The 12094-nt window shown below is 51.5% G+C and carries 10 protein-coding genes; 5 read left to right on the top strand and 5 right to left on the bottom strand.

Annotation, left to right across the window (positions count from 1 at the left end; all coding sequences use genetic code 11):
- Nucleotides 1-23: 23 nt before the first annotated feature.
- Nucleotides 24-488, bottom strand: coding sequence for an SRPBCC family protein (locus F7P81_RS04145; protein ID WP_022710560.1), 465 nt, complete (start codon nucleotides 486-488; stop codon nucleotides 24-26).
- A 299-nt stretch (nucleotides 489-787) separates the two neighbouring features.
- Here F7P81_RS04145 and pgi point away from each other — a divergent pair, with 299 nt between their 5' ends.
- The 3 genes from pgi to F7P81_RS04130 all read left to right on the top strand — a co-directional run bounded on the left by pgi (nucleotide 788) and on the right by F7P81_RS04130 (nucleotide 4387).
- A complete protein-coding gene (gene pgi / locus F7P81_RS04140) occupies nucleotides 788-2440 on the top strand; it encodes a glucose-6-phosphate isomerase (protein ID WP_075654130.1) in 1653 nt (550 codons plus the stop codon).
- Between the two features lie 145 nt (nucleotides 2441-2585).
- Complete coding sequence (locus tag F7P81_RS04135; protein WP_075654131.1) at nucleotides 2586-3647, top strand: succinylglutamate desuccinylase/aspartoacylase family protein; 1062 nt, start codon at nucleotides 2586-2588, stop codon at nucleotides 3645-3647.
- A complete protein-coding gene (locus F7P81_RS04130) occupies nucleotides 3647-4387 on the top strand; it encodes an HAD family hydrolase (RefSeq protein ID WP_116086393.1) in 741 nt (246 codons plus the stop codon). Before F7P81_RS04135 ends, F7P81_RS04130 begins: the two co-directional genes overlap by 1 nt.
- Nucleotides 4388-4493: 106 nt before the next feature.
- On the opposite strand, the gene F7P81_RS04125 is transcribed toward F7P81_RS04130, so the two are convergent.
- Nucleotides 4494-6719 (bottom strand): long-chain-fatty-acid--CoA ligase, encoded by a 2226-nt coding sequence (locus tag F7P81_RS04125; protein WP_151158657.1) that lies wholly within the window; start codon nucleotides 6717-6719, stop codon nucleotides 4494-4496.
- Nucleotides 6720-7191: 472 nt separating this feature from the next.
- On the opposite strand from F7P81_RS04125, the gene F7P81_RS04120 reads away from it, so the two are divergent.
- The gene (locus tag F7P81_RS04120) at nucleotides 7192-8595 is read left to right on the top strand and encodes a pyridoxal-phosphate dependent enzyme (RefSeq protein ID WP_151158656.1); all 1404 of its coding nucleotides are present in this window, start codon (nucleotides 7192-7194) and stop codon (nucleotides 8593-8595) included.
- A 197-nt stretch (nucleotides 8596-8792) separates the two neighbouring features.
- Here the strand turns inward: F7P81_RS04120 and F7P81_RS17020 are convergent, their stop codons facing one another.
- A complete protein-coding gene (locus F7P81_RS17020; protein ID WP_022712226.1) occupies nucleotides 8793-8960 on the bottom strand; it encodes a hypothetical protein in 168 nt (55 codons plus the stop codon).
- 852 nt (nucleotides 8961-9812) lie between these two features.
- Here F7P81_RS17020 and F7P81_RS04115 point away from each other — a divergent pair.
- Nucleotides 9813-10484 (top strand): HAD-IA family hydrolase, encoded by a 672-nt coding sequence (locus tag F7P81_RS04115; RefSeq protein ID WP_225686108.1) that lies wholly within the window; start codon nucleotides 9813-9815, stop codon nucleotides 10482-10484.
- Nucleotides 10485-10495: 11 nt separating this feature from the next.
- Here F7P81_RS04115 and F7P81_RS04110 read toward each other — a convergent pair whose 3' ends face one another.
- Entirely contained in the window at nucleotides 10496-11443 is a 948-nt protein-coding gene (locus F7P81_RS04110; protein ID WP_151158655.1) for an XdhC family protein, read from the bottom strand.
- A 40-nt stretch (nucleotides 11444-11483) separates the two neighbouring features.
- The gene (locus F7P81_RS04105; protein WP_151158971.1) at nucleotides 11484-11921 is read right to left on the bottom strand and encodes an Lrp/AsnC family transcriptional regulator; all 438 of its coding nucleotides are present in this window, start codon (nucleotides 11919-11921) and stop codon (nucleotides 11484-11486) included.
- Between the last annotated feature and the right edge of the window lie 173 nt (nucleotides 11922-12094).

The following is a 12094-nucleotide window of genomic DNA, read 5'->3' as shown; positions in this document are numbered from 1 at the left end:
TATACTCATAAAATACACCTGAGTTATGCACTGCCTTGGCGTATATTCTGTGCTGCGGCTTCGCCGATATTGGCGAAAAACCGGTCAGCTATTTTGCGTGCCGTATTGCCGAGCAGTTTGGTGCCGAGCTGGGCAATTTTACCGCCTGCATCACCATTGATCGTATAGCGCAGAATGGTCACATCAGGGCTTTCTTCGATCAGTTCCACATCAGCACTTCCTGCCGCGAAACCGGCAATCGAACCCTGACCTTCGCCGCTGATCGTATAGGAAAATGGCGGGTTGAGATTGGAGAGGATCAGCAAGCCGTGAAAGCGGATTTTGATGAGGCTGAGATTAACAAGAATAGCCGCCTGAATGTCAGTTTCCGAGAGCCGCTCCAAGGTCTCGCAACCCGGAATACAGGGCTTGAGAACGTCCACATCATTCATCGCATCCCAAACAGCCTGTCTTGGTGCCTGAATGCGTTCTTCGCCGGTCAGATCCATATCTATCCTTTTAAATTTATGTAGTGCAGAATATTTTTAACCCGCTATCTTGTTAATGATATCGGTTTCAATCACAAGAAAACAACGTCTGAATTTTGTTTTTATTTATCATGCCCTTAAAACACTTCAATCGGTTCATATCTAAAGCATTACCAGCAAAAGCGGGAACCGGTTTTGCGTAGGTTAATGCGTACAGCTGAGGATAGAGCATTTCTGATAATGAAGCTTAAAGCGGAAATGCTCTAAAGTGTTATAGGTTGTATTGAGAAGCAGTTATTCTTTACCCGGGAGTGGTTGGCATGGCATGGAATGAAGCGGCAATTGCGGCAGGTGTGACAGCCTTGAAAGCACATTGGCAGACAGTTGCGCAAAAGCAGAATATGCGTGAGGCCTTTACCGCAGATCCGCAGCGTTTTGAGCGCTACTCCCTCAAACTGGATGATTTGCTGCTTGACTGGTCAAAATGCCGTGTCAATGACGAGACAATGGCATTGCTCAAAGATCTGGCCGTGGCCTGTAATGTCGAAGGCCAGCGCGATGCCATGTTTGCCGGCGAGCCGATCAACAGCACCGAGAACCGTGCCGTTCTCCATGTAGCCCTGCGGGCAAAACCGGATGATGTGATTGTCACAGACGGTGAAAATGTCGTGCCGCAGGTGCAGGATGTGCTGCACCGTATGAGCCTTTTCAGTGAGGCAATCCGTGCCGGTGATCTGGCGGGTGCCACAGGGCGCACCATCACCGATGTGGTGAATATCGGTATCGGTGGTTCAGACCTTGGACCGGTGATGGCAACACTCGCGCTGACACCGTATCATGACGGGCCGAATACCCATTTCGTTTCCAATATTGATCCGGCGCATATTGCCGATACGCTGCGCGATCTTGACCCCGAAACCACGCTGATTATCATCGCGTCCAAAACCTTCACCACGATTGAAACTATGACCAATGCGAAAACCGCCCGCAAATGGGTGGCCGATGCTCTGGGGGAAGAGGCTGTCGGTGCGCATTTCGTGGCTGTTTCGACGGCGCTGGATAAGGTTGCCGCTTTCGGCATCCAGCCGGAGCGGGTGTTTGGTTTCTGGGATTGGGTTGGCGGGCGCTATTCCGTGTGGTCGTCCATCGGATTGCCGGTCATGCTGGCGATCGGCGCGCATAGGTTTAAAGAGTTTCTCGCCGGTGCCCATGTAATGGATGAGCATTTCCGTACCGCGCCATTCGAGCAGAATCTGCCGATGATGCTGGGTGTGATCGGCTATTGGCATCGTGAAATCTGCAGTTTTGGTAGTCGCGCGATTATCCCTTACGATCAGCATCTGGCGCGTTTACCGGCCTATTTGCAGCAGCTGGATATGGAATCCAACGGCAAGAGCGTGAAGCGTGACGGCACACCGGTTTCCGGCGTCACCGGCCCTGTGGTCTGGGGTGAACCCGGCACCAACGGGCAGCATGCTTTCTTCCAGCTTTTGCATCAGGGAACCGATACAATTCCGCTGGAATTTATGATCGCAGTGCATACGCATGAGCCGGAACTGCTGGAACAGCATCAGATGTTGCTCGCCAATTGTTTTGCCCAGAGCGAGGCACTGATGAAGGGCCGTACGCTGGAAGAGGCGCAGGCACAGTTGCGCGCGCGTAAATTGCCGGAAGCGGAAGTGGAGCGCATTGCCCCGCATCGTGTTTTCTCCGGCAATCGCCCGTCGATCACTATTCTCTATGACAAGCTGACACCTTTTGCGCTTGGGCGTCTGATCGCGTTTTATGAACACCGTGTTTTTGTGGAAGCGCAGCTCTTTGGTATCAATGCATTTGACCAATGGGGTGTGGAGCTTGGCAAAGAACTGGCAACAGAATTGCTGGATGTCGTTACAGGAAAACAAAATGCCGGTGGCCGCGATGCCTCCACACAGGGTCTGATTGCACATCTGCACCAGGCATCGCAGGTGTAAAAACCTGATCCTCATACACTGAAAACTGCTTGCCGATACGTGACAAGCATCTGTTTTTCGTGTTTGTTGATAATGGTTTATGGAGTAAGCGCCGGAATGAGGTGATTGGAAAACCTGTCCGGCGGTCAATGGGTGGAAGACATTTATGAAAACGGATCATATACAGTTTGCCGGTGATGTGCCGGGCATTCAGGTGGAAATGCGTGTGCTGCGTTTTGAAGGCACAGATACAAGCGCGCCGACGGCTTATTTGCAGTCATCATTGCATGGTGCTGAATTGCCGGGGCAGGCTGCGCTGCATTTCCTGATTCCGATGCTGCGTAAAGCGGAAGAGGAAGGCCGGATCAAAGGCGATATCACGATTGTCCCGCAGGCTAATCCTGTGGCCTCCAATCAGTGGCAGAGCCATCAGCATCTCGGTCGTTTTGATTTCTTCTCCGGTGTGAATTTCAACCGTAATTTCCCGTTGCTGGAAGATTTCGACACTTCTGCACTGCCGCAACCTGATGCGCCGGTTTCCATCGATAAGCGCATCAAGGCGATGCTGGTTCGCATGGCGCTGAAGCATGAGATAGTGCTCGATCTGCATTGCGATGATGAGAGCGAAAACTATCTCTATGTGCATGAAAATTATGCGGAAGATCTGCGTGATCTGGCAACAGCACTGCGCTCGACCGCAATTCTTGCCGGTGATTCAACCGTTAGCGCGGCTTTTGAAGAGGCCTGTGTTAATCCGCTGCTGCATATGAAAGCAGAAGAGCGCGATATGCGTCGCCGTGCGGTAACAACCGTTGAGTTTCGTGGTCTGAATGATGTTGATCCGGCAACCGGTCTGGCCGATGCGGAAGGGCTCTATCGCTTCCTCGTGCATCGCGGCGTGGTGGAAGATGCATCCAGCCAGCTCGGCGAGGCATTTAACGGCCCGATCGCGCCTTTCTCCCGTGTGGAAATGATCCGCGCACCGCAGGGCGGCATGGTGCTATATCATGTGGCGCTGGGTGATATCGTCAAAAAAGGCGATCTGCTGGCAACGATTGTCACCGTGCCGGGTGAACCGGAGCATGATATCAAGCTCTGCGCACCGCAGGCCGGTCGCGTTTTAACCTATCGCAGCCTGCGCTATCTGCGCCGCGGCGATGATGTGATGAAGCTGATTGGCGATGAACCATCGGCACAAAGCAAACCTGCCGGTTCACTGGAGGCATAATGTCAGCAACTGTAGCAGTGCCGTCCGGCTCTGAAAAAACCATCCGTGCCATACTTTTCGACAAGGACGGCACGCTGGTTGATTTTAACAGGACGTGGTTTTCCATCTCCTGTGAACTGGCCAGACGCTCTGCTGCCGGTGATGATGCTTTGGCGAAATCACTGCTGGATGCCGGTGGCTATGACTGGCAGGCGGAGAAATTCCGCGCCAATTCTGCAATTGCCGCCGGAACGGTTGAGGATATTGTTGCGCTCTGGCATCCGCAGGATACAGACGAGCAACGCCGTGCACGCGTCGCTGAATATGATGTTTACGGGGTTGAGGAAGGTGCCAAACAGGCTGTGGCTGTTGAAGCATTGAGCCAGACCCTGCAAACCTTGAAAGCGGCCGGTTTTATCTTAGGCATTGCGACCAATGATTCTGAGGCCGGTGCACGGGCAACAGCTGCTGCACTCGGTATCAGTGATCTGTTTTCCGGCTTTATCGGCTATGACACAGCAGCGCGTGCCAAGCCTTATGCTGATCCGCTGCTGCATTTTGCGGCAGAAGTCGGCGTGGCACCGGAGCAGGTGGCGATGGTTGGCGACAATCCGCATGATATGGAATGTGCCAGAGCTGCCAAAGCCGGTCTGGCGGTTGGTGTGCTGACGGGCAACAGTCCGCGTGAAGTGCTTGAACCGCTGGCTGATATTGTGCTGCCGTCTATTGCGGATTTGCCGGACTATCTGGCCGGAAAGTAATGTCTGCTGATATTTAACATTAAAGGCCGGTGATTTCACCGGCCTTTTTTCTGTTTAGTCTCATTATCACGGGCATCAAGTTGATCTAACTTGACTGTGAAATGCTCTAGCGCAATTCGCGGCGCAGAATTTTACCGACATTGCTTTTCGGCAGACTGTCGCGGAATTCAATTATACGCGGACGCTTATAATTGGTCAGCCGCTCGGCACAGAAAGCTTTCAGCACCTCTTCGGTCAGCTCCGGATCACGGCGTACCACAAACAGCTTTACCACTTCGCCGGAATGTTCATTGGCAATACCGATTGCAGCAGCCTCGACAACGCCCGGATGTTCCGCTGCAACTTCTTCAATCTCATTCGGATAGACATTGAAGCCGGAGACAAGGATCATATCCTTCTTGCGATCCACAATTTTGGTGAAACCGCCTTCATTCATGAAGCCCATATCACCGGTGCGGAAGAAACCGTCAGGGAAAATAGCCTTGGCTGTTTCCTCAGGCCGGTTCCAATAGCCTTTCATGACCTGCGGACCACGCACACAGACTTCGCCTACTTCACCAAGCGGCACATCATTGCCGTCATCGTCACGGATCGCCACATCAGAACCCGGTACCGGCAGGCCGATAGTGCCGGAAAACTCCGTTGCATTGAGCACATTGGCCGTGGCAACAGGCGAGGTTTCCGAAAGGCCGTAACCTTCAGTAATCAGGCAGCCCGTCATCTTCTCCCAGCGCTCGGCAACAGGACGCTGAACTGCCATACCGCCGCCAAGGGTCAGGATAAGCGGCTTGAAATCCAGTCTGCGGAAATCTGCATTTTCCATCAGGGCATTGAACAAAGTGTTGAGCCCCGGGAAAATATGAAACGGTGCTTTTTGCAACTCTTTCACAAAAGCCGGAATATCCCGCGGATTTGGGATAAGCAGATTACGGGCACCCTGCTGAATACCCATCATCGCATTCACGGTCAGGGCAAAAATATGATAGAGCGGCAATGCGCAGATATAATTGATATGCTCCGGCCGGCCTTTATGCTGGAAAGCCACGTCCAGCCACAGGCGCATCTGCTCCACATTGGCAAGAATATTGCTGTGCATGAGCATGGCACCTTTGGAAATGCCGGTTGTGCCGCCTGTATATTGCAGAAAAGCCAGATCATCCGGTGCAATCACCACCGGTTTGAATGTCAGTTTTGCACCGCTGGCGAGGACAGACTTAAAGCTGTTATGCGCCGGAATATTCCATGCAGGCACCATTTTCTTAACACGGCGCACGACGAAATTGATAATCGCACCTTTAAGCCCGTGCATGTCGCCCATAGAGGCGACAACCACATGCTTGACCGATGAATTTGGCAGGACTTTTTCCAGAGTATGGGCAAAGTTTTCGAGAATAATAATTGCTTTGGCACCGGCATCATTGAGCTGATGTTCCAGCTCGCGCGGCGTGTAGAGCGGATTGACATTCACAACCACCAGCCCTGCGCGCAAAATAGCGGTAATCGCAACCGGATATTGCAGCACATTCGGCATCATCACGGCCACGCGGTCGCCTTTGACCAGTCCGCGTGATTGCAGCCATGCTGCCAGAGCGGCCGATTTTTCATCCAGCTCTTTATAGGACAGAGATTTGTCCATGCAGGTGAAAGCAGGGCGGTCGCCATATTTCTTGCAGGATGTGAGGATCAGATCGGTGATCGACTGATAAGCGGACGGGTCAAGCGCGTGCGCTACCCCTTGCGGATAATTGCTGAGCCATGGCTTGGCATCATAGGGGCTGGCTGTTTTTACCGGTTTGGCAACTGGTGTCACCACTGGTTCCGGTGCTTTGTCAGCAATTTTTACTTCTGGTTCGGCTTTTGCAACTTTGGTAGCGGCTTTAGCAGCAGGCTTCGTGGTGCCAGCTTTCGGGGCGGTTTTGGTTTCCGCTGCTTTTGCTGCCGGTTTTACCGCAGCAGTTTTTGTTTTGCCGGCAGGCTTTCCTGCCGTGGTGTTAGTTGCAGGCTTTGTCGCCGTGGTATTGGTTGCAGGCTTTGCTGCAGTCGTTTTGGCAGGCTTTTTGGCCTCTGCAACAGTCGGAGCCGCAATGTTTGTTGTCCCCGGTGTGGCAGCTTTTTTTGCCGGAGATTTTTTCGGTGCCGCAGATGTTTTTACTGCAGTCTTTGCCGGTTCGGCCTTGGTGGCTGTTGCGGTCTTAGCTTTCGCTGCTGTGCTTTTCGGAGCGGATTCTTTGACCGGCTTTGTTGCGGCTGTTTTGGCCGCCGTGGTTCCGGTTTTCTTTGCGGCGCTTTTTGTTGCACCGGCCTTGGCATTCCCATCACTCGAACGTGTCATTCTGCCTCCCAGAATTCCTGTTGTGCCGGCATATGCTTCCGGAAAGTTTCCGGTGTATCGGGTCTTCCTCGCTAAAACCCGTCTGCCAACAACTTAACCAAGATTATGCCGATATCAATATCAGACATGATCTTTCCATTGACGTAAACGTAAATTCTTTATCAGGCAATATGTCTGATTGATTTGGCTGTATGAAATACAAGACCAGTCATGGGATAACCGGCACTGCGGGCATCGTCTTCTTTATGCAATAATTTTTCTGTCTTTGACATTGTGCGAAACAACAAACCTGTAAGCCTCTTATATAAGTAAAAAATCTTAGCTTAATGACGGTAAGATAAAATAATATGTCTTCTGATGTGCTGGTGAAGCACTATGCTCTTTAAAGTTTCAATGACATAGGCCGACTTGATAAATCCGCAGATATATCGGGTCTTACACAGCATTATGAGCTGTAAAGGAGCCCATCGCAATGCGATTTGCAAGTGTATTCCCGTCAGTTTTACAATTGATCGGCCGGACACCGCTTGTCGAACTCAGCGGATTTGACACCGAGCCATGCCGCTTATTTGCGAAACTGGAGAGCCAGAACCCTTCCGGTTCTATCAAGGACAGGGTTGCTCTGAGCATTATTTCCGCGGCAGAACAATCAGGTCAGTTGCGTGCAGGCGGTACAATTGTTGAAGCAACAGCCGGTAATACAGGGCTTGGTCTGGCGCAGGTTGCGGCACTGCGCGGCTACCGGTTGATTCTGGCTATTCCGGATAAAATGTCCAAGGAAAAAATCCGCCATTTGCGTGCTTTAGGGGCAGATGTCCGGCTGACACGTTCAGATGTGGATAAGAACCATCCGGAACATTATCAAAATCTGGCGCGGCGTATCGCAGAGGAAACTCCGGATGCATTTTTTGCCGATCAGTTTTCCAATCCTGCTAATCCGCGGGCGCATGAAACTGCAACAGGGCCGGAAATCTGGGAGCAAACCGGTCATAAGATTGATGCGGTAATCGTCGGGGTAGGCTCCGGCGGTACGCTGACGGGGCTTGGGCGTTATTTCCGCTCGGTTTCTCCGCAGACGCAAATCATACTTGCTGATCCTGAAGGTTCGGTTCTGGCACCATTCATCGCGACAAGGCAGTTGGCACAAGCCGGTCAATGGTCGGTGGAGGGGATAGGGCAGGACTACATTCCCGATAATGCCGATCTCTCTCTTGTCAGCCGTGCTTATACAATATCCGACCGGCAATCTGTTCAGGCCGCCCGTGATCTGCTTTTACGCGAGGGTATTCTGGCCGGAGCATCGTCCGGTACTTTGTTGGCTGCAGCTCTGCAATATTGCCGCGAGCAGACGGAGCCTAAAAATGTGGTGACGCTGATTTGTGACAGCGGCTCCAAATACTTGTCAAAAATGTTTGATGATAACTGGCTGCGCGAGCGGCATCTGAGTGAGCGCGCAGTGCAGGGCAATCTGGAGGATCTGATCTCGCGGCGCCATCAGGATGGTGCGGTGGAAGTAACCGCACCGGATGAAAGTCTGCTTGAGGCCTATGGGCGGATGCGGCGCAATGCTGTCTCGCAATTACCTGTGCTGGATGGTGGCAGGCTTGTCGGAATTATTGACGAAAGCGACATCCTGAAGGCCGTAGAGGGCCCGTCGGAAGGGCGCTGGTCGCGCTTTGCGGCTCAGGTTTCATCGGCAATGACCCCGCAACCGCGTGTCTTACAGGTGGACTCACCATTGAGTGCATTGCAGAGTTTCTTTGACCGTGATGAAGTGGCGCTGATTGTGAATGGTGCGGATTTTATCGGGCTTATCACCCGTATCGATCTGATTAATCATTTACGCTATGCCGGTAAAAATACGCGTGATGCATAAAAAAACGGCCATATGCTGCAAGGTGCATATGGCCGTTTCAGTCTTTTCCGGTCAGCTTCGGCTTTCAATGCCGCACAATTGCATCGGTTGAGGCAAGGGGCACAAAGCGCATCTTTTTTAGCTGTTCTTATACAGATATGACTGCCGGAAAATGCAGGATCGGATTTCGGGTGCCGGAGGGCTCCTTTTCTGCTGTTTCAGCCGAAGACTGATGTCAGGCTTGTCGCAATTGCCCAGATAAGAAATGCAGCCGGGACAGCCAGACCGGCTAGAAAAATTCCCAGAAATACATAGGCCGCATCATCGGTGCGGTTTCTCATCTGATCGGCAGGCTTTTGCCATTGAGCGGGTACACCATCATACATTGCGGGTCTCCTCCGATATCTTCTTAATGGATTTATTATGATCTGAATGAGAAATACTGCAATACTGAATATAAAAAGATTTGAATTGCACGAAAATGATGGTATTAGCTGTTTTCTGTTACTGCTGGTTTTAAAAATCTGATATTTCTCGACATGTAATTTTATAAATATTGATTTTAACTCTATGATTTTTATAAATTTTACTTTTATACTGTATTTTTTGAAGTATCTGTAATTTCAATAATTGCTGAATGTTTCGATAAATATGAGATTTCAGTACGATTTGTAGCCTCAATAATCCCGTGAAGCCGGACAAAATCACTGCAAACTGAGTCGGGTTAACCGACACTGGTTTTCATCGCGCCGCCACAGAATGTTGTCGCTGCTGCAGTTCTTTCGTGCGTGCTGCGCATAACGGTTTCACTCTGCCTTGCAATGCTGCATGACTGTTATGCATTATTGTTTATTGTCGGTTTTTTCTCCTGCCGTTATAAGTCTGCCTATCGGGTTCGTTCTCCTCCTCCCAATTGGACCCGATGACGGAATGCGGTACTCCTCCTCCCAACCGCATCCATAATCAGGCCGCGCATCTCCTCCCCCGCGCGGCCTTTTTCTTTTCCCAAATCGATTAAATTCATTTCCGTATTCAACGTTCGGGCTATATCCTCGGCGCGAAATCACTATTCGTTATTTTGTTGCGATCAAAACATTATAAATGTTTGTTTTGTAACAATATGGTGTAATAGTGCGCTACCTGCTCCTGCAAAGCATGATATTTGTAGAGGGCTGGAGTTCTATGTGCTTTGTCTGTTTGTTTGCCCCGTTTATCCCTTGGCTAAAAAGGACCTGAAAGTGAAGCAGCGCGATAATTCTGTATTTCTGAATTCCTATTCCGGTTTCCTGTTTGATATGGACGGAACATTGGTCAATTCCATTCCTGTTGTAGAGCGGATCTGGCTGGAATGGGCTGCGGAACACGGGGTAGACGGGCCGGAACTGCTCAAAAAAGTACATGGCATCCGCGTTGTTGACGTTATCAAAATGCTGAATATGCCTCATCTTGATCCGGCAGCGATTGCAGCCGCTTTTCTGGCTGAAGAAATGCAGGACTTTGCCGGTATTCGCGCTATTGCCGGTGCAAAAGATTTTATCGCCAGTCTGCCTGCTGACCGCTGGACGATTGTCACCTCCGCGCCGCGTGAACTGGCGGAAGCCCGTCTGGCTGCGGCTGGTTTGCCGATGCCGGAAACCATCGTCGTGGCGGAAGATGTGAGTGCTGGCAAGCCTGATCCGTCCGGTTATCGTCTTGGTGCGCAGCGTCTTGGCTTTGATGCTGCCGATTGTCTGGTTTTTGAAGATGCACCGGCCGGTATTGCTGCGGGTAAAGCTGCGGATTCTGATGTTGTGGTGATCAGCGAAACCCATAGTCACGTGGTGACAGGCGGCAATGTTGAGTTCCGCGACTTTATCAATTTAGGCATCATGCAGGACGGCGACGGACGTTTGCGCCTGAGTGTCGGCTAAGTGTTTACAATTCAGGCCTTGCGATAGGCCTGAATAATCTCTGCCAGAATGGCCACGGCAATCTCTGCCGGTTCCTGTGCGCTGATCGCTAATCCGATCGGCGCATGGATACGCTCTAAATTTGTCGCTTCAAACCCTGCTGCTGTTAAACGCTCCAGCCGTTTGGCATGGGTTTTTCGACTGCCGAGAGCGCCTATATAGAAGCAATCGCTTTTCAGGGCGGCAGTGAGTGCCGGATCATCGAGATGCGGAATGTGGCTGAGCGCAACAAGCGCCGTAAAGCTATCCGGTTGATTGGTTTTGAAAAATTCTTCCGGCCATGTTTCATGTAGCTGTACAGACGGGAAGCGTTCCGCTGTGGCAAAACCACTGCGCGGATCAATGATGCTCAGTCCATAGCCGGTAATTTGCGCCATTTGTGCCAGCGCTTGCGCTATATGTACCGCACCGGTCACCACAATATGCGGTTGCGGGCGGTATGTCTGAATAAAGCCGGTTTCATCGAGTTGTGTGATCTTGGCATTATCCGGTGCCGGGATCAGTGTGATCTGTCCGGTTGCAAGCTCAGTGCGGCTGGTAATACACTGACGCTTCGTCTGCGCCTGTACAATCTGTGTTACCACGTCATGCATGGCTGCATCATAGGGCGCAATCAGCAGACGGATCGTGCCGCCGCAGGATAATCCCGCAGACCATGCCGTTTCATCGCTGATACCAAAAGACAGATCACGGGCTTGTCCGGTTACCAGTACGTCTAAGGCTTGTGCAATCACTTCCGCCTCAATGCAGCCGCCGGAGACCGAGCCTTCAAAATTACCCTGATCATCGCAGATCAGATGACTGCCCGCAGGGCGCGGTGCAGAACCCCAGACAGAAAGCACGGTAACCAGAGCCAGCTTGCGCCCCTGTTCAAACCAGTTTTGCGCAATATGCAGCGGATTGGTGTTGCGTTTTTCCATGGAGAGTATCCTCCTGTCAGGATCATTTTGGGCAGAAACGTTATTTATCGCGCAGGATTTCGCGGCGCAGCACGATACTGGTGGTCAGGTCTTCCACATTCTCGATTTCAGCAATTTTATTACGGATTTCGTTCAGGGCATTGATGGATGCTACTTCCACTTCCACCACCAGATCAAGCTGGCCGCTGACCGACGAGACTTTGCGCACGGCCGGTAATCCGGCGAGAATATCGAGAATGGAAATGCTCGGCGTGCGTTTCAGCGTAATCATCAGAAAAGCCTGTAAGGCCGCATCATCGAGCAGGCCGATATCGGCGCGGTAACCGCGGATTACGCCATTCTTTTCAAGACGAACCACGCGCTCGCTGGTGGCACTTCGGGATAGTCCGACGCGCCCTGCAAGCGTTTTCATCGGAATGCGGGCTTCCTGAGACAGAATGGTCAGAATTTTCTGATCCGTTGCGTCAATATCCTGCATCATTTCCCCTCTGAAACTGCATGGTTTTTACGATGAAAAACCTCACCGGCAAAGTGACGGTTACTTGAAACAAAGTGCCGGTGCAACCGGCACTTTGTCTGATGCGCATCTTTCTATGTTGTGCAAATCTGTCCGCATAAGATGCAATGCCTGTCTCAGGGACAGGCTCATAA

Source organism: Pseudochrobactrum saccharolyticum (assembly GCF_008801715.1).
In the GTDB taxonomy this organism is placed as follows: domain Bacteria; phylum Pseudomonadota; class Alphaproteobacteria; order Rhizobiales; family Rhizobiaceae; genus Pseudochrobactrum; species Pseudochrobactrum saccharolyticum.
Note: the sequence above shows the minus strand (reverse complement) of the source record. Positions and strands in the feature narration are given on the sequence as shown.

What these genes read in the sequence shown, in the direction of transcription:
- F7P81_RS04130 (WP_116086393.1), top strand. Translation starts at nt 3,647, where the DNA reads ATGTCAGCAACTGTAGCAGTGCCGTCCGGCTCTGAAAAAACCATCCGT.
- F7P81_RS04105 (WP_151158971.1), bottom strand. Translation starts at nt 11,921, where the DNA reads ATGCAGGATATTGACGCAACGGATCAGAAAATTCTGACCATTCTGTCT.
- F7P81_RS04135 (WP_075654131.1), top strand. Translation starts at nt 2,586, where the DNA reads ATGAAAACGGATCATATACAGTTTGCCGGTGATGTGCCGGGCATTCAG.
- F7P81_RS04120 (WP_151158656.1), top strand. Translation starts at nt 7,192, where the DNA reads ATGCGATTTGCAAGTGTATTCCCGTCAGTTTTACAATTGATCGGCCGG.
- F7P81_RS04110 (WP_151158655.1), bottom strand. Translation starts at nt 11,443, where the DNA reads ATGGAAAAACGCAACACCAATCCGCTGCATATTGCGCAAAACTGGTTT.
- pgi (WP_075654130.1), top strand. Translation starts at nt 788, where the DNA reads ATGGCATGGAATGAAGCGGCAATTGCGGCAGGTGTGACAGCCTTGAAA.
- F7P81_RS17020 (WP_022712226.1), bottom strand. Translation starts at nt 8,960, where the DNA reads ATGTATGATGGTGTACCCGCTCAATGGCAAAAGCCTGCCGATCAGATG.
- F7P81_RS04145 (WP_022710560.1), bottom strand. Translation starts at nt 488, where the DNA reads ATGGATCTGACCGGCGAAGAACGCATTCAGGCACCAAGACAGGCTGTT.
- F7P81_RS04125 (WP_151158657.1), bottom strand. Translation starts at nt 6,719, where the DNA reads ATGACACGTTCGAGTGATGGGAATGCCAAGGCCGGTGCAACAAAAAGC.